The sequence below is a fragment of the Rhodococcus marinonascens NBRC 14363 genome, assembly GCF_001894885.1.
Lineage (GTDB): Bacteria > Actinomycetota > Actinomycetes > Mycobacteriales > Mycobacteriaceae > Rhodococcus_F > Rhodococcus_F marinonascens.
Window position 1 is genome coordinate 18,265 of record NZ_BCXB01000020.1, and the last position, 24,136, is coordinate 42,400.

The 24,136-nt window shown below is 63.2% G+C and carries 25 protein-coding genes and 1 pseudogene; 15 read left to right on the plus strand and 11 right to left on the minus strand.

Features of this window, described 5'->3' with window-relative positions; translation table 11 throughout:
• Positions 1–13 precede the first annotated feature (13 nt).
• Entirely contained in the window at positions 14–1,483 is a 1,470-nt protein-coding gene (locus RM2_RS14880; protein WP_245813954.1) for a dihydroorotase, read from the plus strand.
• Entirely contained in the window at positions 1,480–2,688 is a 1,209-nt protein-coding gene (locus tag RM2_RS14885; RefSeq protein WP_072690353.1) for a CaiB/BaiF CoA transferase family protein, read from the plus strand. The genes RM2_RS14880 and RM2_RS14885 overlap by 4 nt, the downstream gene beginning before the upstream one ends.
• 45 nt (positions 2,689–2,733) lie before the next feature.
• On the opposite strand, the gene RM2_RS14890 is transcribed toward RM2_RS14885, so the two are convergent.
• Positions 2,734–3,366, minus strand: a complete 633-nt coding sequence (locus tag RM2_RS14890; RefSeq protein WP_072690354.1) for a TetR/AcrR family transcriptional regulator — start codon at positions 3,364–3,366, stop codon at positions 2,734–2,736.
• Between the two features lie 272 nt (positions 3,367–3,638).
• Here RM2_RS14890 and RM2_RS14895 point away from each other — a divergent pair, with 272 nt between their 5' ends.
• The 3 genes and pseudogenes from RM2_RS14895 (at position 3,639) to RM2_RS14905 (ending at position 7,236) form a co-directional block, all read left to right on the plus strand.
• Positions 3,639–4,442: an SDR family NAD(P)-dependent oxidoreductase gene (locus tag RM2_RS14895; protein ID WP_072690355.1), complete on the plus strand. Its 804-nt coding sequence runs from the start codon at positions 3,639–3,641 to the stop codon at positions 4,440–4,442.
• Between the two features lie 58 nt (positions 4,443–4,500).
• Positions 4,501–5,607 (plus strand): annotated as a pseudogene (locus tag RM2_RS14900) (DUF5938 domain-containing protein).
• 162 nt (positions 5,608–5,769) lie between these two features.
• The gene (locus RM2_RS14905) at positions 5,770–7,236 is read left to right on the plus strand and encodes a class I adenylate-forming enzyme family protein (protein ID WP_072690356.1); all 1,467 of its coding nucleotides are present in this window, start codon (positions 5,770–5,772) and stop codon (positions 7,234–7,236) included.
• Between the two features lie 88 nt (positions 7,237–7,324).
• Here RM2_RS14905 and RM2_RS14910 read toward each other — a convergent pair whose 3' ends face one another.
• Positions 7,325–7,756, minus strand: a complete 432-nt coding sequence (locus RM2_RS14910) for a protein-tyrosine phosphatase family protein (protein ID WP_072690357.1) — start codon at positions 7,754–7,756, stop codon at positions 7,325–7,327.
• Positions 7,757–8,177: 421 nt separating this feature from the next.
• Between RM2_RS14910 and RM2_RS14915 the strand changes: the two genes are divergently transcribed.
• Together RM2_RS14915 and RM2_RS14920 are read left to right on the plus strand one after the other, a co-directional pair.
• Positions 8,178–9,320 (plus strand): insoluble domain protein, encoded by a 1,143-nt coding sequence (locus RM2_RS14915; RefSeq protein WP_072690358.1) that lies wholly within the window; start codon positions 8,178–8,180, stop codon positions 9,318–9,320.
• A gap of 108 nt (positions 9,321–9,428) precedes the next feature.
• Positions 9,429–10,430: a PHP domain-containing protein gene (locus RM2_RS14920; protein WP_072690412.1), complete on the plus strand. Its 1,002-nt coding sequence runs from the start codon at positions 9,429–9,431 to the stop codon at positions 10,428–10,430.
• A gap of 295 nt (positions 10,431–10,725) precedes the next feature.
• On the opposite strand, the gene glpK is transcribed toward RM2_RS14920, so the two are convergent.
• The 7 genes from glpK to RM2_RS14960 all read right to left on the minus strand — a co-directional run bounded on the left by glpK (position 10,726) and on the right by RM2_RS14960 (position 17,856).
• Positions 10,726–12,243 carry a glycerol kinase GlpK gene (glpK, locus tag RM2_RS14925; RefSeq protein WP_072690359.1) on the minus strand — a complete coding sequence of 506 codons (1,518 nt, stop codon included), beginning with the start codon at positions 12,241–12,243 and terminating at the stop codon, positions 10,726–10,728.
• A gap of 54 nt (positions 12,244–12,297) precedes the next feature.
• Positions 12,298–13,128 (minus strand): MIP/aquaporin family protein, encoded by an 831-nt coding sequence (locus tag RM2_RS14930; protein ID WP_072690360.1) that lies wholly within the window; start codon positions 13,126–13,128, stop codon positions 12,298–12,300.
• Between the two features lie 1,248 nt (positions 13,129–14,376).
• Entirely contained in the window at positions 14,377–14,772 is a 396-nt protein-coding gene (locus RM2_RS14940) for a hypothetical protein (protein WP_169846740.1), read from the minus strand.
• 17 nt (positions 14,773–14,789) lie between these two features.
• A complete protein-coding gene (locus tag RM2_RS14945; RefSeq protein ID WP_072690363.1) occupies positions 14,790–15,005 on the minus strand; it encodes a hypothetical protein in 216 nt (71 codons plus the stop codon).
• Positions 15,006–15,295: 290 nt separating this feature from the next.
• A complete protein-coding gene (locus RM2_RS14950) occupies positions 15,296–16,486 on the minus strand; it encodes an AI-2E family transporter (protein ID WP_072690364.1) in 1,191 nt (396 codons plus the stop codon).
• 144 nt (positions 16,487–16,630) lie between these two features.
• Positions 16,631–17,308, minus strand: coding sequence for an HAD-IA family hydrolase (locus tag RM2_RS14955; RefSeq protein ID WP_072690365.1), 678 nt, complete (start codon positions 17,306–17,308; stop codon positions 16,631–16,633).
• Positions 17,305–17,856, minus strand: a complete 552-nt coding sequence (locus RM2_RS14960; protein WP_072690366.1) for a carboxymuconolactone decarboxylase family protein — start codon at positions 17,854–17,856, stop codon at positions 17,305–17,307. The genes RM2_RS14955 and RM2_RS14960 overlap by 4 nt, the downstream gene beginning before the upstream one ends.
• Positions 17,857–18,078: 222 nt before the next feature.
• Between RM2_RS14960 and nrtS the strand changes: the two genes are divergently transcribed.
• Together nrtS and RM2_RS14970 are read left to right on the plus strand one after the other, a co-directional pair.
• Positions 18,079–18,285 (plus strand): nitrate/nitrite transporter NrtS, encoded by a 207-nt coding sequence (gene nrtS, locus RM2_RS14965; protein ID WP_072690413.1) that lies wholly within the window; start codon positions 18,079–18,081, stop codon positions 18,283–18,285.
• 115 nt (positions 18,286–18,400) lie between these two features.
• Positions 18,401–18,760: a glutaredoxin domain-containing protein gene (locus RM2_RS14970; protein WP_072690367.1), complete on the plus strand. Its 360-nt coding sequence runs from the start codon at positions 18,401–18,403 to the stop codon at positions 18,758–18,760.
• An 8-nt stretch (positions 18,761–18,768) separates the two neighbouring features.
• On the opposite strand, the gene RM2_RS14975 is transcribed toward RM2_RS14970, so the two are convergent.
• Entirely contained in the window at positions 18,769–19,422 is a 654-nt protein-coding gene (locus tag RM2_RS14975; protein WP_072690368.1) for a class I SAM-dependent methyltransferase, read from the minus strand.
• Between the two features lie 81 nt (positions 19,423–19,503).
• On the opposite strand from RM2_RS14975, the gene RM2_RS14980 reads away from it, so the two are divergent.
• Genes RM2_RS14980 through RM2_RS14995 form a run of 4 tightly spaced genes read left to right on the plus strand, consistent with a single transcriptional unit; the run spans position 19,504 to position 22,159 of the window.
• Entirely contained in the window at positions 19,504–20,064 is a 561-nt protein-coding gene (locus RM2_RS14980; RefSeq protein WP_072690369.1) for an RNA polymerase sigma factor, read from the plus strand.
• On the plus strand, positions 20,061–20,339 hold the full coding sequence (locus tag RM2_RS14985) for a zf-HC2 domain-containing protein (protein ID WP_072690370.1): 279 nt from the start codon (positions 20,061–20,063) through the stop codon (positions 20,337–20,339). Before RM2_RS14980 ends, RM2_RS14985 begins: the two co-directional genes overlap by 4 nt.
• A complete protein-coding gene (locus tag RM2_RS14990; protein ID WP_245813955.1) occupies positions 20,336–21,811 on the plus strand; it encodes a dihydrolipoyl dehydrogenase family protein in 1,476 nt (491 codons plus the stop codon). Before RM2_RS14985 ends, RM2_RS14990 begins: the two co-directional genes overlap by 4 nt.
• A 51-nt stretch (positions 21,812–21,862) precedes the next feature.
• Entirely contained in the window at positions 21,863–22,159 is a 297-nt protein-coding gene (locus RM2_RS14995; RefSeq protein ID WP_072690371.1) for an antibiotic biosynthesis monooxygenase family protein, read from the plus strand.
• 322 nt (positions 22,160–22,481) lie between these two features.
• On the opposite strand, the gene RM2_RS25265 is transcribed toward RM2_RS14995, so the two are convergent.
• A complete protein-coding gene (locus RM2_RS25265) occupies positions 22,482–23,048 on the minus strand; it encodes a CGNR zinc finger domain-containing protein (RefSeq protein ID WP_245813956.1) in 567 nt (188 codons plus the stop codon).
• Between the two features lie 114 nt (positions 23,049–23,162).
• Between RM2_RS25265 and RM2_RS15005 the strand changes: the two genes are divergently transcribed.
• Both RM2_RS15005 and RM2_RS15010 read left to right on the plus strand, forming a co-directional pair.
• Positions 23,163–23,435 (plus strand): DUF1428 domain-containing protein, encoded by a 273-nt coding sequence (locus RM2_RS15005; RefSeq protein WP_218017227.1) that lies wholly within the window; start codon positions 23,163–23,165, stop codon positions 23,433–23,435.
• A gap of 394 nt (positions 23,436–23,829) precedes the next feature.
• Positions 23,830–24,123: a DUF427 domain-containing protein gene (locus RM2_RS15010; protein WP_072690373.1), complete on the plus strand. Its 294-nt coding sequence runs from the start codon at positions 23,830–23,832 to the stop codon at positions 24,121–24,123.
• Positions 24,124–24,136 lie beyond the last annotated feature (13 nt).

The following is a 24,136-nucleotide window of genomic DNA, read 5'->3' on the forward strand; positions in this document are numbered from 1 at the left end:
CGAAAGGACCATCATGTCGAAGTCGTTGCTGATCACCAATGCGAGAGTCGTTCGCCCCGGTTCCGATGCGCCCGAGGAGGGTGAGTTCGTCGATCTGTTGATCGAAGACGGCAAGTTCAGCCGCATCGGACCGAACATCACCGCTGATGCAGCCGATGCCGTTGTCGATGCCTCTGGGAAGGTCGCATTTCCGGGGGTGGTGGATGCGCACCAACACTGGGGAATTTACAACCCACTCGGCGAGGATGCCGAGACGGAGTCTCGGGCGTGTGCGCAGGGCGGCGTCACGACGTCATTGTCGTACATGCGGACCGGGCAGTACTACATGAACACCGGTGGCGCATATGCCGACGTATTCCCCCAGGTCCTTGCTGCCACGGAGGGCCGCCCGTACATCGATTACGCATACCATCTCGCACCGATGTCCAGGCAGCACATCGACGAGATTCCTTCGCTCATCACGGATCATGGTGTGACGTCCTTCAAGATCTTCATGTTCTACGGCAGCCATGGGTTGCACGGGCGCTCGACCGATCAGAGCGAATTCCTCATGACTCCCGAGGGGGAGCGCTACGATCTCGCGCACTTCGAGTTCGTCATGCGCGGTATTCAGGCGGCGCGTGAACAGTTGGGCGACAAGGCTGATCACATCTCATTGTCTCTGCACTGCGAGACGGCCGAGATCATGAGTGCTTACACCAAGATCGTAGAAGAGGAAGGCTCGCTGTCGGGTCTCGCTGCATACAGTGCGTCGCGTCCGCCGCACTCGGAGGGTCTCGCCATCACCATCGCATCTTTCCTTGCGGACGAGACTGCACTACCGAACATCAACCTGTTGCATCTGTCTTCGCGTAAGGCCATGACTGCTGCGATGCGGATGGCCAAAGCCTTTCCGCACGTCAACTTCCGCCGTGAGGTGACTATTGGCCATCTGCTGGCCGACATCGACACTGCACACGGACTGGGCGGAAAGGTGAACCCACCGCTGCGTCCCCGCGACGACGTAGAAGCACTGTGGGAGCACCTGCTTGCAGGTGATCTCGACTGGGTCGTCAGCGACCATGCTTGCTGCAAGGACGAGAAGAAGTTCGCCGAGGATCGTGGTGACATCTTCGCGGCCAAGTCCGGATTCGGTGGCGCAGAATACCTGCTCCCCGGGTTGGTGAGCGAAGGCCGCAAGCGTGGTCTGAGCTGGCGACGGATAGCGCAGCTGACGTCGCTCAATCCTGCCCGCCGCTACGGTCTTCCGGGCAAGGGAGACATCGCCGTCGGTATGGATGCGGATATTGCACTCGTCGACCCGAACCGCAACTGGACGGTACGAAGCGAAGATTCGGAATCCACCCAGGAGTACACGCCCTTCGAGGGATTTGAACTGGGTGCCAAAGTGACCGATACCTTCGTTCGAGGCCGGCGTGTGCTGACCGAGGGTTCGGTCACCGGGGAGCCCACCGGCCGCTACCTGCACCGTCCGTACAAATGACCACCGAACAGGCGGCCACTGGTCCACTGCGCGGAGTGAGGGTGCTCGACATCTCGACCATTCTCGCCGGCCCTTTGGTGGCGCAGATCCTCGGAGACTTCGGTGCAGACGTCATCAAGATCGAGCACCCTACCCGGCCCGACGGTATGCGCGGGCACGGGTTGGAGAAGGACGGGCACCCGCTCTGGTGGACCATGTTGAGCCGCAACAAGCGCACGATGACACTCGATCTAGGGAAAAAGGAGGGTGCCGAGCTGTTTCGGCGTCTCGCGGCCGAGTCAGATGTCGTGGTGGAGAACTTCAGGCCCGGCACGCTCGAGCGGTGGGGTCTCGGCTACGACACGCTGTCCGAGTCGAACCCTGGTCTGATTTTGTTGCGAGTCACAGGGTTCGGTCAAACCGGACCGTATTCGCGGCGTCCGGCGTTCGGCACACTTGTCGAATCGATGAGTGGTTTCGCCTCTCTGACCGGGCCTGCTGACGGCCCACCCACGCTGCCCGCCTTCGGTCTGGCAGATTCGTTGGCGGGTATCGCTGGATCCTCCGCTGTGTCGATGGCACTGCTGCACCGCACGAAAAATGGTGGCAAGGGGCAGGTGATCGACTTGGACCTGTTGAGCCCGATCATGACCGCGGTGGGACCGGGGATCATTTATGCGGACCAACTGGGTATCGATCAGGAGCGTACGGGTAACAGGTCGAGTAACAACTCGCCACGCAACCTGTACAGAACGGCAGACGATCACTGGTTGGCGATCTCGACGAGCGCGAATTCGATTGCCGAACGGGTGCTGACGTTGGTCGGCCATCCCGAGGTGATCGACGAGCCGTGGTTCGCGACGGGAGGTCAACGAGCCGCGCACGCCGACCTGCTCGACAAGTATGTCGGTGATTGGATTGGTGAGCGCACGCGACAGGAGGTTGTCGACACGTTCGAGGAGGCAGGCGCCGCTGTGGCTCCCGTCTACAAGCCGAGCGAACTACTCGAGGACCCACAGGTCAATGCAGTCGGAATGGTAACCACCGTCGACGACGAAAACCTTGGGCCGGTGCGTATGCAGAACGTGATGTGGCGAATGGCGGAGACTCCCGGGAACATTCGACACACCGGGCGTGCGTTCGGACAAGATACCGACGACGTGCTTGCCGAGCTTGGTTGCAGCAGCGACGCCATCGCCGCGCTTCGTGACAGCAGGGTGGTCTGAGGGCTCACTACCGCAGTGGGTATTTTGGTCCAGGCGCCAAAACAATCAGATCGGACGCGTCACGCTGTCCAGCAGGTGTTCGATTCCCAGCCGAACGTCCGACTCGCTGGATTTGCCGGCAAGGTGGTTCATCACCGCGTGCATGAAGAGTCCGTCGAACAGCGCATACGTGAGTGCGGAGTTCAACGTGGGCTCCCGTTCGCTCAGTTCGGAGTAGCGGACCACGACTCGAAAAATCACGTCTTGGATGTTCTGGTCGAGTTCGGCCACGTCCATGGCTAGGGCGCTCTCGAACATTGCCTGGGATCGAATGTCGTACCACAGCCGCTGCATATGAGCTTCTTCGATCATCGTCGAAACGACGGCGCCGCTGAAGGACTCCAGAACCTCCTGCGCGGTTTCGCTTCCCAGGCCGAGCCCGTCGTACTGGGCGATGCAACGGTCCTTGTAGCGCCTCACACAGTAGGTGATCAGTTCTGCTTTGTTGTGAAAGTAGTAGTGCAGGGCGCCGTGGGTGAAGTCCGACCTTTCCGCGATGTCGCGCAGACCCGTCCGAGCATATCCCTGCTCGGCCAAGGTCTCGAGCGCGGCGTCGGCGAGTTGCATGCGGCGATCCTCGAACTTGTCGACCGGTCGCTTGCGCACGCGGGCAGGCGACCCCTCCAATGTCTTCCTCATCGAACCTACCTTTGATTCGTACCCATCTGATTCGTATCCATACGATGACCAGGAGTGCCGCAGGTCGGGATCCGAAAGCGGACTGCAGCTGCAGGTACACCCTATCCGACGATCTTGACGGTCGTCTCGAAACTACTGGACAGTCATATCTGTTTGTCTTGACAGGTGTCCTAATTTCTCTTGACAGTCGGTTGGATCTACGTAGAGTGATCTACGTCGCAATCGTGACGTGGTAATCGCGACGTCACATTCAATCCTTCAGGAGCATCGAAGTGAGTCGATTCGATCTATCGGGAAAGAGCGCGCTGGTCACCGGAGGCGCGCAAGGATTGGGCGAGGGCTTCGCTTTCGCCTTGGCCGAGGCGGGCGCCGATGTTGTCATCAGCGACATCCAGGACGATCTCGGCAAGCAGACCGCCAATCGGCTCGCGAAGGTGGGACAGCGGACCGGATTCGTACACCACGACGTGACTGTGGAAGACGACTGGCGGAACGCAGTCGCTACCACGATCGACCTGCTGGGCGGCTTCGATGTCCTCGTCAACAATGCGGGCATCGAAATTACCGGTCTGCTGACCGCCTTCGACCCTGACGACTGGCGGCGGATGTTCGACATCAACGTCGTTGGCATGGGCTTGGGCGTCAAACACGCCTTCGCCGCGATGTCGCCCAGCGGACCTGCGGGTTCCGGCGGTGTCGTAATCAACGTCTCCTCGGTGGCCGCGACCATCGCGCATCCCGCACTCGCCGGCTACTCGGCGTCGAAGTCCGCAGTCGATCGCCTTACCCGCGTCGCGGCTCGAGAATCCGGCATTTTCGGCTACGGCGTGCGCGTGAACTGCATCTACCCCGGCCTCGTGCCGACCGAGATGGGCACCCGGCTGGCGGGAGACATAGTCACTGTCGGCCTGGCCGAAACCGTCGAACTGGCCGTTCGCGGCGTGGTCGAGCAAACTCCGTCCGGTCGCCTCGGTGAGGTCGCCGACATGGCCAGTGCAGTGGTGTTCCTCGCCTCGGATGCCGCTCAGTTCATCAACGGGGCAGGCATTCCTGTCGACGGCGGCATGGGCATGTAACGAAACCCGACTTCCCCTCCCAGCCAATTCTTCAGCTTCAACTTCGAAAAGGATCGACATGACCACGAAACCCGTCGTCGTATACGGCGCTTCCGGGTACACAGGCCGCCTCGTATGCGAGTACCTGCGCGAGTACAACATTCCCTTCGTCGCCGCCGGCCGTGACGCCAAGCGCATCGAAGAAGCACTCACCCAGGTACCCGGCGTCGACACCGTCGACCATGACATCGTCGAGGTCGAGCACACGGCCTCGGCGCTGACCGAGCTGTTCACCGGAGCCCAGGTTGTCTGCAACATGGTCGGCCCATTCATCAAATACGGACCCACGGTGGTCGAGGCATCGCTCGCCGCCGGTTGCCACTACACCGACACGACTGGCGAGCAGAACTGGGTCATGCACGCTCAGGCGAATTGTGCGGCGCAATACCAGCTCTTGTCCCCCGGCATCGCCCACATGTACACCACGAGCGAGATCGCCGCGAACATCTGCCTCGAGACTCCCGGGCTGGACTCGCTGGACATTGTGTCGATGTTCAACGGCTTCCCGACCTTCGCCTCGACGCAGACGATCTTTCACACCTTGAACGCCGACTGGTATCAGCTGCAGCAGAATCAGTACGTCGAATGGGACCGCAACGCGCGCTTCGAGGTCAGCCTGCCCGGCCAGCACCACACCGCCATAGCCCTGCCGTGGGGCGGGATGTCACATCCGGTGTAGTTCAAGGACGATCCGCGGATCGCGAACTGCCGGGCGACCGGCGGGGTGTCTGACCAGTCCGTGATGGAAGGTGCCATCGCGGCACGCACCATGATCGACGAGAAGATCAAATCGCTGCCCGTCGAAGAGCAAGACGCAGCATTGTCGGAGATTGCGGCATCGGTGCAGGCGGGAATGCCTCCGCGGGAGAATCCGCGAATCAACAAATCCATCGACTCGGTCCATGCCTCGGGCCCGCTCGCGCGGGCGCACGTCGTCATCCACGGCAACTGCAACTACAAGCAGACGGGCCTGCTTCAGGCGTACACGGCCTACTCCTTGCTGCAGCAGCCGCCGCGACGCGCGGGTTTTGCGTCCGCATGCCAGGCGTTCGGCCACCGTGAACTGCTCGGTGTTCTGCGCAGCTTCGGCCTCGTCCTCGAGCCCGTCGTCACCGTGCACTCCTGACCCGTCGCCAATACGCCCCGCGGGCGCGGCCCGGAATCATGTCGCCACGCCTGCGGGTCATCCGGCCTGAACTCCACGCAGACGGTGTGGATCACCCTTATTCCTTGTACTTTTCGCGGAAATTGCTCCATCGGGAGCCCGAATCAATTGAGGGTCGTCACCATGAGTTGGCCAGATTTGCCGGACAATCGCGCACTCACCGATCGGGATGGTGCGTGTATCGCCGACGAGAGGATCAGCCTGTCCAACGGCGACTTCGCCGATCACGTCCGGGCCGCGGCTGCACAACTGAGCGGACTCGGGGTGGGACAGGGCTCCGTAGTGGCGGTCCAGCTAGTGAATCGGGTGGAGCTAGTCGTTCTTCTATTCGCCGCTTGGAGATTCGGTGCGGCTGTCACTCCGGTCAACCCAAATCTGACGGACTTCGAGACCGCGCACCAGTTGCGCGACGCCGGCGCCGTGGTGCTGGTGAGCGACGATCGGCCGGCACCCGATTTCGATGGCCGATACCTCAGTGTCGGCAACTTGGCGACGGCCACCGATGTCGACACCGACTTCGAGGACGCCGTGCACAACCCGGACCCGAATGAGCTGGCCCTGCTGATCTACACCAGTGGCACCACAGGCTCCCCCAAGGGCGTCATGCTCACTCACGCCAATCTGACCGCCATGTGTGAAAGCGTCGTCACTGCACTCGAGATCACCGCCGACGATCATTGCCTGTTGGTTCTGCCACTGTTCCACGCCAACGCCATCATCTTGAGCACGCTCACTCCACTTTCGGTCGGCGCCAGCACCACCATCGCCGTCAAGTTCTCCGTCGACACCTTCTTCGACCTGGTCGAAAAACACCGTCCGACATATTTTTCCGGAGTTCCCACGGTGTATGCAATGCTCGACGCAGTGGACAAGGACGCCCAGTCGGACACATCTTCGATACGCCTGGCGATCGGTGGCGCCGCGCCGATGCCGGCAGAGTTGATCGAACGCATCGAGACCCGGTACGGATTTCCGCTCATCGAGGGCTACGGCTTGTCCGAGGGCACCTGCGCCACGACCATCAACCCGCCGGAAGGTCCCCGCAAACCCGGCAGCGTCGGGATTCCGCTACCGGGCCAGCAGGTGCGGATCGTCGGAAAGGTCGGGGCAGTTCTACCGCAGGGCGAGACCGGTGAGGTCGTCATCAGCGGGCCCAACGTGATGGCCGGATATCTCGGGAAGCCTGAAGAGACTGCGAAGACTCTGGTCGATGGGTGGCTGCACACCGGAGACGTCGGATACTTCGACGAGGACGGTTACCTGATGCTGGTCGACCGCATCAAAGACATGATCATCCGCGGCGGAGAAAACCTCTACCCGAAGGAGATCGAGACAGCGCTCTACCGCCACGAGGACGTCCTGGAGGCGGCGGTGATCGGCCTGCCCGATCCGGTCTACGGTGAAGTCCCGGTCGCCTACGTGGCCCTGCGATCGGGATCCGCACGGACCGTCGGCGACCTCTTCGACGTATGCCGAAAGTCGTTGTCGAAGTTCAAACTTCCCGTGGACATCATTACACGTGAGACTCTGCCGAAGAATGCCGTCGGCAAACTCGACAAGCCTGCCCTGCGGGCGGAGCGACGATCATGAGCGGAGAAGATCGATTCTCTCACCAAGGGAAGTGATTTTGCTGGTGTAGTTCCCGGCTCCCGGCTCCGATGCGGTCAGCCCGTCGGCTCTAGCCGAACCGGGAGACGAACCGTTTCTGCCACGGTGTCTCGACGGCTCTGCGCGAGTAGTTCTCGCGGACGTAGTCGACAGCTTTGTCGGCCGGTACTCCGTCGAGTACTGCGAGGCAGGACATCGCTGTCCCGGTACGTCCGAAACCGCCTCTGCAGGCGATCTCTACGCGCTGTCTCTCGGAACGCTCAAGCGATTCACGCAGCGCCGAAATGAAAGCTTCGCGGTCGGACGGCAGCCAGAAGTCTCGCCACTTCACCCATCGGGTCTCCCACTCGACCGGTGCGGGCTCGTTGCCCAGCAGGTACACCCCGAAGTGGGGTTTTTCGCCTGTGGGGAAGGGGTTTCGTAGGCCCCGGCCGCGAATCAGCCGCCCAGACGGTAGGCGCAGCACCCCGGGTGTTTTCTGGTTCCAGGTCTCGTGCGGCACTCGATGCCCCTTCGATTCTCGGCTCCACCTGACCCGAGAGTCCCTCGAAACGAACCGATGGGACCCCGAAACCGGCGTGTCCACGCGGACTATTACGATAGCGGTCTCACAAGCAGTTGGGCGGGGGGATTTCGTGACACTGGCGACCTTGTCGCCGAGGGGGACCGTGGGCGATCATGCGCGCGTTGCCAGGCGAGGCGACTGCGGCGTTCTCGATTCCGCGGCGTTGTCGATCCCGGAGGCCTCGCCGGAGCCTCGTCGCCGCCAAGCTTAATCGCGAGCACGACTCGGACGGTCTACCCCACCAACTCCCAGTCTGCCACGCCGGCGCCCTCCGCTTCCGCCGTCAGACCGACGGACCCGACGTTCTCACAAAGAACGGCCTGATCAGAGAATTCGTCCATCGAAGGGGAAAACATATATGGCCAAGCACCGCAAGCAGTCCAAGGCCGCCAGGAATGCGGGAACCACTGCAATGACCACGGCGGTCATCGTTGCTGCGTGCGGCGGTGTCGCGTTCGCTGATCCGTCACAGGCCGGCGTCGCGCCCGCTCCGTCGCAGCCCGGCGTCGCGCCCGCTCCGTCGCAGCCCGGCATCGCGCCTTCCAAGTCGACAAAGACCTGGGTCCCGGTTCCGGTCGAATACCAGCAGGAGGCGAAGCCGCTCGCCAACTGGAACTACGACTCGAACCAGTACGTCGCTCCCACCTACGAGGAGGGCAACTACGTCGCTCCCGTCGACTACTCGCGGCTTCACCTGCCTACGCAGATCGAGGAATTCACGGCGCCGATTCAGGCTCCGGAAGACAAGATCCGCATCGGCCGGTACGTCGCTGAACGCCCGAACTGGATCACCGAGGACACCGCGGACCGCACCAACAATCAGACAGCCGTGGTCGAGGCGCAGGTCACCGACTTCTGGCGCTCGACCGGCCTTGAAGCCGATGAGGCGGAACGTCTGGCGGCCGCGCAGCTCGGCGGCGCTACAGCCGGTGCACTGGCCGGGGCAACGGCCGTTGGACTGCCCTCGGCGGTCGGCGGCGCCCTGGTGGGCGGGACGATCGGCGGCACGAGTGCTATCCCCTTGATCTCTACGGTGCCGATCGTTGGCGTTTCGGTCGGTATGTTCGGCACGCTTGCGGGCGGCGCTATCGGCGCAGCGGTCGCCGGCATCCCGGCGGTGGTGGGCGGGGCTCTCGCGGGCGGCGCGGCCGGTGTCACCACGGCGACCGCGTACGGCACTGGCGATCTCAGCGATCCGATCGAGACCGAGATCCCGGACATCGACCAGGCTGCCATCACCGCCCAGACCGAGGCGACCCTCGAAGAGTGGGAGGCGAACCCGGTCGGCGCCGCAGCCGCGACCGCGGTCCGCGACATGGTCGCCTCCGCCCCAGTCGTCGACCAGCAGGTCCGCGATTCGGTGTCCTCGCTGCCAGGTGGTGAAGGCGCTGTTGCTGCCTTCGACCAGGCTGTGACCGATTTCCACGAGAACACAGCCGTTCCCGGGCTGCCGATGGGCATGGTCACCGACGCGATCGGTGCCGGCATCATCGAGGCGTGAGCCACTGGCGAGGGCAGGGAACTTCCTGCCCTCGCCGTTTCGCCGGCCGAAGCTTTGCGGTGACGTCCAACTTGGCGCGACACTGGAGTGGTGGACGCCGACAGCCCGATGGACCCGGTGCAGGCCCTGCGTGAGACGGCGTTCTGGCTCGAACGTTCGCGGGCGGAGACTCATCGGGTGAAGGCCTATCGGCGGGCGGCGGACGTGGTCGCCGGGTTGTCCGCCGACCAGCGGGATCTTCGCCGGCGCACTAACAGCTGGGACGACTTGCCGGGTATCGGACCGAAGACGGCGACGGTGATCCGTGAGTCGCACGGCGGAGTGCCCGCGTATCTTGCGGAGTTACGCGAGGCCGCCGAGCCCATCGGGGAAGGTGCGCTGCGAACGGCGCTCAGGGGAGATCTGCACACTCATTCGAACTGGTCCGACGGCGGCAGCCCGATCGACGAAATGATGCGCAGCGCGGCCGTCATCGGACACGAATACTGTGCTCTCACAGACCATTCGCCGCGACTTGCGGTTGCCAACGGTTTGTCCGCGCGGCGTCTGCGGTCCCAACTCGACGTGATAGCCCGCCTGAATGAAGAACTGGCGCCGCTGCGCATCCTCACCGGAATCGAGGTCGACATCTTGGATGACGGTTCCCTCGACCAGGATCTGGATCTTCTCGGTGAACTCGACATCGTGGTCGCAAGCGTGCATTCGAAGTTGCGAGCGGAACGCGGGGCCATGACTCGGCGGATGGTCGCGGCCGTGCAGAATCCCGTGGTCGCTGTGCTCGGCCACTGCACAGGACGCCTCGTTGAGGGTGCGCGCGGTACCCGACCAGAGTCGACGTTCGACGCCGAGAAGGTGTTCACGGCCTGCCGGGACCACGACACCGCCGTCGAAATCAACAGCCGTCCCGAGCGCCGCGATCCGCTGAGTCGCCTGATCGATCTGGCCGTGGATCTCGGGTGCCTGTTCGCGATCGACACCGACGCTCACGCCCCCGGGCAGCTCGCGTGGCAGGGCTACGGATGTGATCGGGCGATGCGGTGTGGTGTCGAGGCCGACCGGGTCGTCAACACATGGCCCGTCGACGACCTGCTGGAATGGGCCAAGTCCTAGTAGTGCACTCGTCGAGAGGTATCAGTAGCTCCAGCGACGGTATTGGCATTCAACGGAAGCGCCCTATCCATAGTTGCCGGTTCGGTCGCGGGCGCCTTACTCTGCCCGCCATCGCAAAACCGATCTCGTCGCGCTTGCCGAAGGACTTCCATCCGTTCGTCGGCAATACCGTCTCGATGGCGGTTATCACAACCATCGTTGTTACCGTCGTCGGATTTCTGCCCGGAGTCTGATTCGAACCGCATCCCGCAGCCGGATACCGTCAGTGTGTCGGACAGACGACGAAACGCCTCGGTCAGTGGATTTCCACCCAGTCGAGTGTGCGTTTGACGGCCTTTTGCCATCCTGCGTAGCCACTTTCGCGCTCGCTGTCGTTCCATTGGGGGTGCCAACGTCGGCTTTCGTTCCAGTTCTCCCGGAGTTCGTCGAGGGACTGCCAGAACCCGACGGCCAACCCCGCCGCGTATGCAGCCCCGAGGGCGGTGGTTTCCGCAACGACGGGCCGGCTGACCGGGACCCCCAGAATGTCGGCCTGGATCTGCATGCACAGATTGTTCGCGGTAACCCCACCGTCGACCTTGAGCACCTCGAGCGGGACGCCGGAATCCTTGTACATGGCGTCGACGACGTCGCGGCTCTGGTAGCAGATCGCTTCGAGGGTGGCCCTGGCGATGTGGGCATTGTTGTTGAAGCGCGACAGCCCCACAATGGCGCCGCGTGCATCGGAGCGCCAGTACGGTGCGAACAGGCCCGAAAAGGCGGGCACAAAGTACACCCCGCCGTTGTCCTCGACCTCCGCCGCCAGTGACTCACTCTGCGAGGCACCCTGGATGATCCCCAACTGGTCACGTAGCCATTGGACGGCTGAACCAGTGACCGCGATGGATCCCTCGAGCGCGTAAACCGGCTTCTGATCGCCGAACTTGTAGCAGACCGTGGTGAGCAATCCGTTGTGTGATCGCACGAGCTTTTCACCGGTGTTGAGCAGCAGGAAGTTCCCGGTGCCGTAGGTGTTCTTGGCCTCCCCTGCCGTCAGGCACACCTGCCCGAGCATTGCGGCCTGCTGGTCGCCGACGTCCCCGGACAGTGGAACCACGCCGCCGAGCGGACCATGAGTAGTGGTGTGGCCATGCAGGTCCGGGGCGGAGGATGGTCGGATCTCCGGCAGCATCCGACGGGGAACTCCGAAAAAGGAGAGCAACTCGTCGTCCCAGTCCAGGGTTTCGAGGTTCATTAGCATGGTGCGACTGGCGTTGGTGACGTCGGTGATGTGGACGCCGCCGTCGACACCGCCGGTCAGGTTCCACAACAGCCAGGTGTCGATCGTGCCGAAGATCGCCTCGCCGCGGTCGGCTGCGGCCCGCACACCGTCAACATTGTCGAGGATCCACTGTATTTTGCCGCCGGAGAAGTAGGTGGCCGGCGGAAGCCCCGCCTTTTGGCGGATGATCTGACCGGCCTCTGTCTCGTCGAGGGCGGAGGCGATCCGGTCGGTGCGGGTGTCCTGCCAGACGATCGCGTTGTAGTACGGCCGTCCGGTCCGACGGTCCCATACCACTGCCGTCTCACGCTGGTTCGTGATCCCTAGCGCCGCCAGATCGGCGGGACCGATTCCGAACCGGTTCATGGCGGTTTGCAGTACCGCCGACGTGCGTTCCCAGATCTCCACCGGATTGTGCTCGACCCAACCCGGGCGCGGCAGGATTTGCTCGTGTTCGAGTTGGTGGCGGGCGATCTCGTGACCGCCGTGGTCGAAGACCATGAAGCGAGTGCTGGTCGTGCCCTGGTCTACGGCACCGACGAAATCAGGCATGCGGATTGGCCTTTCGGTCGCTGTGGATGTGTCGGTTGACTGCCGGCGCGGGGGTCATGTCTTCAGCTGTTCCCCGTGTGGTGTCATCGCATCGAGGTCGGGATGCGGCGGCGGTGGCAGGAACCGAGCGATGAGCTGTATGTAGATCGCGGCGCCGATGAGACCACCGATGACCGGCGCGACTATGGGAACCCAGAAGTATGGATAGCCGGATGGGTCTGTGAATGCGGTGGCGTAGCCCGTCAGGTACGACGCCAGTCGGGGACCGAAGTCGCGCGCGGGGTTGATGGCGTAGCCGGCGTTAGCGCCCCACGCCATGCCGATTGCGACGACGATCAACCCGATCATGAACGGTGCGAGGTTGGCCGCCGGGGAGGTGTTTCGCCGGTCGACGATCGCGAAGATCAGCAGCACCAGGATCGCCGTGCCGATGATCTGATCCGTGAAGGCCCCCATGACGCTCACCGGGAGTGTGCCGTTACCGGGCATGGTGGAGAAGACACCCTGCGTTGCGCTGGTGTGCCCGGGGTCGGCCGCGGCGAGCAGATCGGCGTACCCCACCCGGACCACCAGGGCCCCGACAAATGCACCGAACGTCTGCGCCACCACATATAGCGGTACTTTGCGCCACGGGAAGTCGCCGAAGGTTGCGAAAGCCACGGTCACCGCCGGGTTGATGTGGGCGCCGCTTGTCCGGGAGGCGATGTAGATTGCCAGCGTCACGCCCAATCCCCAAGACCAGGCAATGGTGTTGTAATTGCCGACACTGTCGCCACCGGCAACGACCTGGGCAACGGCACCGCAGCCGATCATGATCAGGACACTGGTGGCGAGAAACTCCGCGGCCAATTCACCGAGTAATCCGAACTCCTTCAGCTTTTGCACTGGCACAACTCCCTGTTACGGCTGGTCGGCCGCGCCCCTGGTTGCCCCCGGTAACGGGGACCGGCCGAACAACGGGCTGGAGTGACTCGAATCACGGATAGTTCTAACGTTATGGGTGCTGTTCCCCGTTGGCAACAAGAACGTGTCAACGATGTCGAGCAATTCGACCGCGGGCGGGTGCTCCTGCTCGTCAACGTTATAGATGTGGCGGGATCGACTCGGGTAGGCGCGGTAGCGGTATCGGACGATCGTCACGCCGGTATCGCTCGCACCAACATCATCCAAGAACGAGACAAAGCACTGTTGCGCATACGTTTTCGTGCTACCCGCACAACCGGTCTTTGAGACCCGAATATCGGCGGAAGATGGGCACCGACGAGCACGTGACTGATCAGGTCCGCGCCAATGGCCGGGATGAGGAACGCACCCAGATTCGCCGGTTTCGCGAACGGGCCGATCGCTTCCGCCGACCGGCACCGCTACATTCCCACCGAGAATAGACGGCAGGAGCGCATCGGGGAACTATCCGATAGTCGGTGATCCAGGGGCCGGGTTCGAGATGTTCCTCTCGGGTGTCGGTGGTCGTGCTGAGTCCGGAGTAGAGAAGAGCTTTGACCCGATGCAGAACCACGCAACCAGGGCAGTAATCGGAAGAAAGGTGACAGTCAGCGTCAGGCCGACCTGCTGCCGCATTCCGCCAGCCACTATCCGCTTGTCTTCTTTCGAGAATCCTGGCTCTCCACTCTCCACCTCGTTCACCAGGGTCCACACCAATCAAGATCCGAGAAACCAACGGGACCGACCCGAGACCAGTCAGTTCCTCTCTCTGCCGGCAATGACACCGTGAATTTCAGCCTGCCATCCGAACTCGCTGGCGGAAACTGGTGGAGGCCAAGACACTAGCTGCGCCCTGGATGTGTGGTGGCCGACTCGACCTGCGTGACTTTCCACGCCAGGATCTCGAATCACTTTCTGCTGTGTACGAAGCATACGAAGCGATGCAACCGTCGAGACTGTGCCACCGACAGATACGTGATTGATATTTCTACGGCGTCGCGTGTCCGCGACTCGGGCTATGACCTCTGACTTGGAACACCGGCAAGCGCGGCGGCGTCCTACGGGGCGATTAGGGCAGGTGTCGCAGTTTCGCTTATGCGATTGGGGCTAGGTGCATTGTCCCAATAAGGGATGTCTCCGGAGTGGCCTGCCCTGCCCGCGAACCACAGTCGGTGCGCGGGCAGGGGGGTGTTATGGCAACTGGATCATGCACATGGGGGCCGGCGGACCCAACGACCCCAACGACCTCAACGACCCGGTGCCGGGTGAGTCCCAGTAGGTCGTCTCGTACAGGAGCGTTTGCGCGTTCGCAAGGTTGGTCATGTGGCAGGTCACCGACGTTTCTGCGGTCGGCTTCGGTTCGATCCCCACCCAACGTCCGGGGTCGGCGCTCTGCTGAATTTCGATCCAACCGTCGCAGGTGTACCCGTCGTACCTGGATCCGTCGTCCTGCCATTCGGTCCAGCCGAGGCAGTCGCTACCGGAGTAGGTGACGAACGAGCGGATGGTGTCGCCGTAGTTGAACGTGCCAGCGGCGTCGGCGACACCGGTGCCGAGGGTGGCCGTCATGCCAGCGGCCGCTGCCATGACGGTTGAGATGCGTTTCAGGCGCATATGTTCGGGCCTTCCAGTTGACTGTTGTAGCGGATTCGATGTTCCGTTCGCGGATTGGTGACGAGTCCGTCGTCGGAGTCCAGAGTGTGGCAGACGAGTACTTCGGCGTCGTTCTCGTAGTCGTCCGGGCGTGTCGGGCGGTGCTCGTCGACACGCCCGCCGCGTTTCGTGCCGTGACCGGGCAAGGCAGGGGTCCATTCACCCATCGAGCCTGGTCGAGTGTCACGGAGATCCCTGCCGGCAAGAAACCGTGGGATCCTTGGCGCTGCTCCTTCCAGCCGGGGCGCTGGCAGGAGCAGCGATCGCTGCGGGCGTCGCCACCGAATGACTGAGAGGATTCACCACCTCGGCGTTCACGTTCGTGGCTGTGGTAGTTGTCGTCTGCTGTGTGCTGGCAACTGCCGCCGTTGCCGCGTATATCGGTTGCCGACATGATTGATTCCTCCCGAGAGTCCGCGCAGTTGCAGCCGGCGTCCTTTGTCGACCAGGGCCGCGGTCACTGCTCCGGCGCGTCGCCTCTGCCGAGGTTCGGCGTGTCACCTCTGCCGAGGTCCGGCGCGTCGTCAGCGACGGTATCCGGCGGCGGAGAGGGCGTGTCGGCAGCGAGTTCGTAACGCCGTCCATAGGTTTCGACGAGGGCCTGGATCACCGCCACCACCGGAACCGAGACGAGGGCACCGATAGCGCCGAACAGGGACGCGCCCACGATCACCGAACCGAATGCAACAGCCGGGTGGATGGACACCGTCTTGGAGGTGATGCGCGGATGTAGCACGTAGTTTTCGATCTGCTGGTAGACAGTTCCGAACGCCACGACCCACACTCCGTCCATCGGCTGGGCCGCCGCTGCGATGATCGCGGGGAGCGCGATCGCGAGGTAGGTGCCCAGTGTGGGGACGAATTGCGACACGACCCCCGTCCACAACGCGAGTGGAAGCCAATAGGGCACGTCGATGATCACGAGGAAGACGCCGGTAGCGACGGTGCTCACCGCCGCGAGTACCAGACGCGACACCACGTAGCCGCCGGCCTTCTCGACCGAGATCTCCCACACCACCGAGATGATCTGTTGTTGGCGGGCCGGGAACCAACTCGAGATCGTGCGGCGAAACGCCGGACCCTGCGCCGACATGTAGAACACGAACAACAGCATCGTGAATGCCTGGAACACCACCCCGACCACTGACGACAACACTCCCAGGATCCCGGGTGTGAACTCTTGCGCGAGGTCGCGGATGGTCTCGGGTGTGAGATTGAGAAGGTCAGCACCCGTGGCGAAGTCGGTGTCGAAGACCCTGTTGGACCATTCGGTAACGGATGAGAGCGCTCCGGGCAAGGCCTTGAGAAGTTCGGCGAGTTGCTCGGCCAGCAACGCTCCGAACATTGCCACGAATGCGATACCGGCGACGAACATTGCCAACAGCACCAGTCCGGTCGCGGCGCCGCGGCGCAAGCCGCGGTTCTCGATCCAGTCGACGATCGGCTCGATGGTGACACTGAACAGCCATGCCAAAAACAGCAGCCCGAGGAACCCACGCAGATTATGGAACAGCCAACCGGACATCTGGTAGGCGGCGACTGCGAGCAGGACGTAGAAGATGGCCTGCTTCAACCATGGCGGCGCGGTAGTCCGGCCGGGGTGTTCGGTCGGACTACTCCGGTCCACGCGGCTGCTGTCCTCGTTCATCGCACACTCCGCGGTCGACTGCTACTGGTACAGCCGAAATCTACTCGCCGGGAACGCCTGCAGCTATGATTTCCAGGGGACTGCTCGAGGCGCGCAGCTTAGCGAGTCCTCGGCAGGCGCTCAGCGCCCGATGGGGTTGGTAGATCAGGAAGGTAGACGAGCGAGGGCGTGAATGACTCCCGACAAACTGTCTGATGTGACATCCGCGCTCGTGAACACCGGCGTGGGAACGGTTTCGAGTTGTGGGCACCATCCGGTGGTCAGGCCGGCCAGGTTGGCTCCGTGGATGTCCCACGAGTGCACCGCGACGAGTGCCATCCGGTCCGCGGGCACCTGGGCGCGGTCGACGGCCAACTTGTACGGTGCGGGCGCGGGTTTCCACGCTTTGACCGCCTCGACCGAGAGCACCTCGTCGATCTTCGGTGCAAGGCCCGAGCGGTCGAAGAAACCGCGAGTCGACTCTTCGGACCCGTTGGAGAGAGTAAAGATTCGGAAGCCCGCTTCTTTGGCGGCGTCGATGGCTGCCGCCGCCTCCGGTTGGGCGGTGAGTTCGCCGAACCCGGCGACCGCGAAGTTGACGTCGGAGTCGGACAGTTCACCGTGTGTCTCGGCCCGCAGCGCGGAGGCGGCGACGTCGAGAAAGGCTCGGTAGTCGCCGGCTGCGGTGATCGCCATGGCGTCACGTAGCAGTCGGGTGAACCACCGCTCCAGCAGCAAGTTCGGCTGCTGGAGCTGGTTCAGCCGGGCTCGCACGGGGTCGAGTGATGCGAGCGTTTCGACGACGTCGAAGACGACGACCTCCGGCCGAACCCGGTTGGTCACGGCGCGATCAACTCCGGGGCCGCGGGAACGTCGAGTTCGGTGCCTACGTAGTGGTTGAAATAGTTGGTGAACAGGTTCACGGCGAGGTGCGCGAAGGCTTCGGTGAGCTCGTGTTCGGTCCACCCTGCGTCGAGCGCGATCTTCCAGGTCGTGTCGTCCACGTTGCCGACGTCGCGGGTGGCCTCGCGGACCACGTTCAGCAACGCCGCGAGTTTGTTGTCGAAGTCGTCGTCGCCACGCCGGATTGCGATGGTTTGCTCTTCTTTGAGCCCTGCGCGGGTCGCGGAGAGTGTGTGGGCAGACTGGCAGTAGTCGCAGGAGTCGACCGCGCCGACGGCGAGAGCGATGGCCTCGCGGGTACGTGCGTCGAAACTCCCGTGCTGGGCGATGGCATCTGCGATCCCGGAGTATGCGGCCATCACGACCGGTGAATGCGCCATCTCGCCGTGAATGTTGAGGACTTTGCCGGTTCGTTTCGCTAGCGCCTGCAGAGTTGCTGTGGTCTCATCGGGGGCGGAGTCGATCGTGTGAACTGGAATGCGGGGCATAAAATCTTCCTAACGATGTGCTGGCATTTCGTGTAGGGAACCCCTTGGCTCCGTGCACTATTCCCACAGTAGACCGATATCGGTCGCAGAGATGCCTTGTGATTGCGACGAAACGGCAGACGAACTATGGAACCCGAGGACCGAGACGAAAACGCGCCCACACGGAGTTCGGGTGCGGCAGCATCGACCGACGGATGGACTCGGCCGGTCGAGGCGTTGCGAATGTTTGTGCGCGGAGCCACCGCGCGAACTGCGGTCCCGACCGCGGCAGTGGTCGGGACCGTGTTGTCGGTGGTCAATCAGGGTTCCATCGTGGTCGACGGAACCGCTGACGGCGGCACCTGGGTTCGTGTGCTCGTGAACTATCTGGTGCCCTTTTGCGTGGCAAGTGTGGGATATCTGGCCGCCCGCCGCAGGCCCGGGGCGTGACGCGCCGCGGTCGTGCCACATCCTGTGAACCTGAGGGAAGGGATCATGCTGTAAAGGGGGTTTCGTATTGAGAAGAGCCTGCATGGACTCGTCATACCTACCAAGGAGGCTCGATATGAATTCTACCCACTACGTCGACGGAGTCGAAGTGATGTGGCGTCCGGGCTGTCCGTTCTGTATGAATCTGCGCCGTGGTCTGCGCCGGCGCGCAGTCAGCACGACCGACATCGACATCTGGGAGGACAGTGGTGCAGCGGAACGGGTCCGCGCGGCAACTGGCGGCGACGAAACCGTCCCCACCGTGTTCGTGGGCAATCTGGCCCTGGTCAACCCCAGTGTCAACGCAGTGCTGGCCGCGATCGAACGCGAGTTTCCCGAGCGCGTCCACGACATGGTCGGGGGTGCGCACGGCGACGGGCGGCCGAGCCTGTGGTCGCGGATGTTCGGGGGTTCTAGAGGTCAGACGTCGGGATAAATCCGCGTCTACGGATCGGTGCCGTGCCTGGACGTCCCGTCGACCGAACCCACTCGAACCTGGATGTGCCCGCCGCGGGCGGACGCGGCCCGAACGTCGGTAAGCGAGGAATCGATCATCCTCCAGGGGTGCGCGTTGATGTCCGATCCCCCCATCAGGCACGCCAACCGGGCGAGCGGAGTCCACACCGCGGCAGGCCCGACCGGTTTCTGCATGTCGACGACCGCCACCCGACCACCGGGGCGGGTCACGTCGATCATCGTGGCGAGCGCCCGCGGCCAATTCGGCATCAGCGACAACACGTAGGTACTGAGGGCGGCATCGAACGTGCCGCCCCCGCCGAGGTCCGCCGGATCAAGGCTGGTGCCGTCGGCCTCGACGAAGCGCACGTTGTTCCATCCCGCCGAACGGGTACGTCGTCGCGCCTGGTCGAGCATCTGGGCACTCGCGTCGATCGCGGTGATCGACCCCGTCGGGCCGATCCGTTGCTGGATGTGGGAGAAGTTTAGGCCCGTTCCGCAGCCGATGTCGAGGACGTTTTCGCCCGGTTTCAGCGCGAGCAACTCGATCGCCGCGACACGGCCGGCGCGGTATACCGGCCATTCGGCAGAGATGAGGTCGTAGAAGCGGGCCGAGGCACGGTAACGGGCCGGTCGTCTCACGGGTAATCCATTTCGTCGGTGTTCCGCAGCATCTCTTTTCGAATCGGGAACACGGCGGGACGGTCGGGGGGTTACCCCAGTGTGCATCCACCCGAGCCAGACGACCACGACGAGCGTGCCCGCGGGTTCCGCCAGCATGTCGAACCCGAGATCGAGGTCCTGTTGAGGGTGGCGAGGACGTTGACCGGGCCGGCGGACGCGGAGGATCTCGTCCAGGAGACATTGGTGCGGGCCTGGCGGAGTGTCGACCGTTTCGACGGCCGCTACCCGCGGGCGTGGTTGTTGACGATCCTGAGGAACACGAATATGAACATGCACCGACGCCGGCGCCCGGATGCTGTTGAGGACGTCGCGGTCTACCCCGGTGCCAGACCAGCCTTCGGGGTAGACCCACCCAGTACCGAGGATCGGATCATGGCGTCTATCTTGCCGGCCGATCTGGAACGGGCCGTGCAGGCCTTGGACTCGAAGTTCCGGACGGTGCTGTTCCTGATCGATGTCGATCAACTCACCTACAGCGAAGCCGCCGACGCCCTCGGCGTTCCGGTGGGGACCGTGATGTCGAGGCTCAGCCGTGCGCGCGACCGCGTGAGGAAACACTTGCGGCCGAGCTTCGCGGCCAGCATGAAGGAGAAGCGATGATCAGGGCTGTGCGCACAATGCTGACGTGCCATTGGTCGGCGCGACGGATTCAGCGTTACCTGGACTCCGACCCGGCAGCGTTGCTCGACGCGAACGAAATCCGTCGGTTGGAGGCACATCTGGCCGAATGCGACAAGTGCAACGCGGCGGCGGACGAGTACCGCCAGATCAACACTGCCCTTTCGCGGTGGACAGCTCGGCGGATGCCTCAGAGAGACAGCGTCACTCATATGCGGCAGGTCATCGATCGCCTCGTCCGCGGTGACCTCCAGTGACCCGGGCAGAGTTCGCCGCCGTGGTGCCGCCGGTTGAACAGTCAATTCCCGAATCTGCCGATCTCGTTGTGATCGGTGGAGGATCCGCGGGGATTGTCGCGGCGAAAACGGCGGCAGGCTTCGGCGCGAAAGTGGTGTTGGTCGAACGCGACCGCACCGGAGGAGACTGCTTGTGGACCGGATGCGTCCCTTCGAAGGCGTTGCTCGCCGCGGCATCGGTGGCCGCAGCGATGCGTCGCGGACACGCATTCGGAATCGACGCCTCGAACGTGACCGTCGACTTCTCCCGAGTGATGAAACATGTGCAGGGAGCGATCGAGACCATCGCACCGGTCGATTCGCCCGAAACACTCCGCGCCGCGAACGTGAATGTCGTCAGCGGCACGGCCCGCTTCGCGGGCCCTCGCTCCCTCTCCGTCGGGGCGCACACCATCACTTTCGGGCAGGCGGTGATCGCGACGGGGGCCGCCCCTGCGGTACCGAACCTGCCGGGGCTCGACCAAGTCGATTACCTCACCAGCGAGACAATTTGGGGGCTCACCGAACTTCCTCCTCGGCTGACGGTGCTCGGCGGCGGAAGCATCGGATGCGAACTTGCACAGGCCTTCGCCAGACTCGGCTCGGCGGTCACCATCGTCGAATCCGCGGATTCGATCCTTCCGGCCGAAGACCGAGAAGCCGCCGCGCTTGTCGCTCAGAGCCTGATCGATGATGGAGTCGATGTTCTGACCGGAGCAACGGCAGAGTCCGTCACCGGCCAGGCACTCGTTCTCGCGGACGGTCGCCGCCTCGAGTTCGACAGTCTGCTCATTGCCGTCGGACGCAAGCCGCGAACGGCGTCGATCGGACTGGACGCGGCCGGCGTCACCGTCGATCGCCGAGGTTTCGTCACCGTCGATGATCACCTTCGCACCGCCAATCAGAGGATCTGGGCGGCGGGCGATCTCACCGGTCACCCCCAGTTCACTCATACGGCCGGAATGCACGGCAGTATCGCCGCGACCAACGCAATCCTGGGGTTGCGCCGCGCCGTCGACCGAACCGGCACTCCGCGCGTGACCTTCACCGACCCCGAGATCGCCGTCGCCGGAATCGATACCGAGGCCGCCCGCCGAATCCCCGGTCTCCGCGTGCACACTCTCGGCCATGAGCACGCGGATCGCGCCGTCGCGGAGGGCGAGACACGAGGCTTCAGCCGTCTCGTCGTCGACGGTAAGCATCGCATCGTCGGAGCGACCGTCGTCGGCCCCCGCGCCGGTGAGACGATCGGCGAGATGGTGCTGGCAATCAAGCAGGGTCTGCGGACACGCGATCTGGCCGGAACCACCCACCCCTACCCGACCTACAACGACGCGCCGTGGAACGCGTCCATCGCCGACGTTCGGTCGCAGTTGGCTCGGCCCGTCGCGTCCGGTGCAATCACCGCACTAGCCCGCGTCCGCAGAACGTGGCAGCGTATTCGGAAGGACTGAAGTCTTGGCCGCAGTCTGGAGTGGGCGACTTCTGGGTGTCATGCTGGTGCGATGATTCTTGAACATGCGGTTCTGCATGTAGAGCCTGGTCTCGGTGAAGAATTCCGTGCGGCGTTTTCGGAGGCGAAGACGATCTTTGCCGCAACGCCCGGCTTTCGGCGCCTGGATTTGTCGTGCTGCGTCGAAGATCCCGACACGTATTTACTGTTGGTTCAGTGGGATACGGTCGAAGACCACACTGAGGGATTCCGCACATCAGAGGGCTACCAGCAGTGGAGGACGCTGCTCCATCATTTCTACGAGCCATTCCCCACTGTCAGCCACTTCGCGAACATCGACGGCGCATAGCTGCCAATTCTGACGTCCGGCACATGAGGGTGGAGTGCCGATAGATGTTTGTTCGACGAGGATGTCTGCGTGGCCGATCAGTAAGAGCCTGCGCGTCTGGCGGAAATATCTGCAAATATCGTCGGGTTAAGGGTGTTTCGGTCCTTCCCAATATGAACATGGGTTGTGGGTGCCGGGTCGTGCCTTCGACTGGAGCGTGTGGATGGCTCGCCTCGAACGCGTTGACACGGTAGGCACACGTCACTGATGGGAGCTCGTCCGGCTCAGAAGTGGAAGCTTGGGCATGCAGCGCCCAAGGAGTTCGTCCGCTGTGGATATGTTGTCACCGGCCTTCTTTCCCGCGCTGGCCCTGCTGTCGGTGACGAGCCGCGCGTGCCCGGGTGCCACAGCGCACTGTGCACCAACTCTGATCGCGTCTACCTGGCCGAAAGAACATGCCACAACCGGGCGCTGGGCAGCGGCGAACGATTCTGTCGCCCGACTTCTCGTCGAAACTCCGCAACGTCTCGCGGGCGAGGCGGCCGATGACATCATCAGCTACCTCCACGAAGCTCAGGCGCCCTGTCGCGGTGAGCGTGAAGGTGATCGGCGCGCCTGCGGCCCAGGTGTTGAGTTGGTCGCGTGCATCATCAGGTACCGGGCAGATCCGGTCGATTGCGTCCAGAGCGGCGCGTATTGCGCTGCGTAGCTCTAGGAGCGCCCCGAGCGGTAGTTCGGCCACCGCGGCGTCGGGCACTCGGCGGCGCCAGGTAGCCAAGGTTTCTTCTTGGGCCAGCATGTCCAGGCTAGGAGAGGTCGGATCGCCCGGGAAGTCGAGGACAACGGTATTGGCCACTGCGAGCACAAGGTCGCCATCGATCCAAGGCATCTCGGCGAGGTCGCTTTGCACCAGCTCAGAGTAACGCATTCTCAGAGAAAAAGCGTGATACGGTCCGTAACGGACTTTGAACATGAGTCCGTTACCAACCAATGGGAGCGCTGCTACATGCGAACGATCGAATACGTGAGATTCGAATCTGCCAACGACGTGGATCTGATCGCACATAGGGATGATCTGGTGCGGTTGTTGAAGGAGAGCTACGGAGAAGACTTCTGCGGAGCGCACCTGGCCAAGTGCGATGACGGGTCGTACCTGGAGATAATCGTCTGGGGGTCGAAGGAAGCCGCAGATCGCGCCGCTCACGAGATGCCCAGCGACCCCAGGGCCGCCGGCTTCTTCTCGCAGATCGGCAATGTCCACGAGATGCGACACGCAGAGGTTCTGCACTCGGCATGACGACTCATTGGGCAGGGTGAGGCCGGGCAGCGTGAAGGACACTGACGCGACCTCACCCTGCCCAGGCACGCCAAACGAACACCGCGGCAACTCGGACTGCGCCGTGGGCGACTGCCATCAACACCTGTCGTGCCACCCCTTGAAGCTGTCAACCAGCACCTCGGCCTCCCCGGAGTTCACCATCTGCATTCCGATCGACATTTCCGCGACGTACGCCACGGAGATTGTTGAAGACGCACTCTGAACCACCAAACACGCACCGGTGGTGAAAGCCGCCCACACCAGTGGGCGGTCGAATAAGCCTTCGCCACGCGCCTACTCTCATACCGACGTGCCTGGAAGGATCGTTGGCGGTGACCGGGTTCCCCATGGGGGACGACGAATCGAGGACGCCATGACCACCGCCACCGCCTTCTTGGGCGACACGCCGATCGCGACCACCGACGACGTCGTGATCGTCGAGGGAAATGTCTACTTCCCTGAGCGCGACGTCGTCGACGGTGTGTTGGTCGCGAACCGGGCCAAGAGTCTGTGCTTCTGGAAGGGCGTCGCCAGCTATTACGACGTCGCGGCGGGAGGAATCACTCTCCGTAGCGCAGCCTTCACCTATCGCCACCCGTCACCGCTGGCCCGCCGCATCAAGGGGCGGGTAGCGTTCTGGAACGGCGTGGACGTCCGTACTCGCTGACGCGATTCCAAGG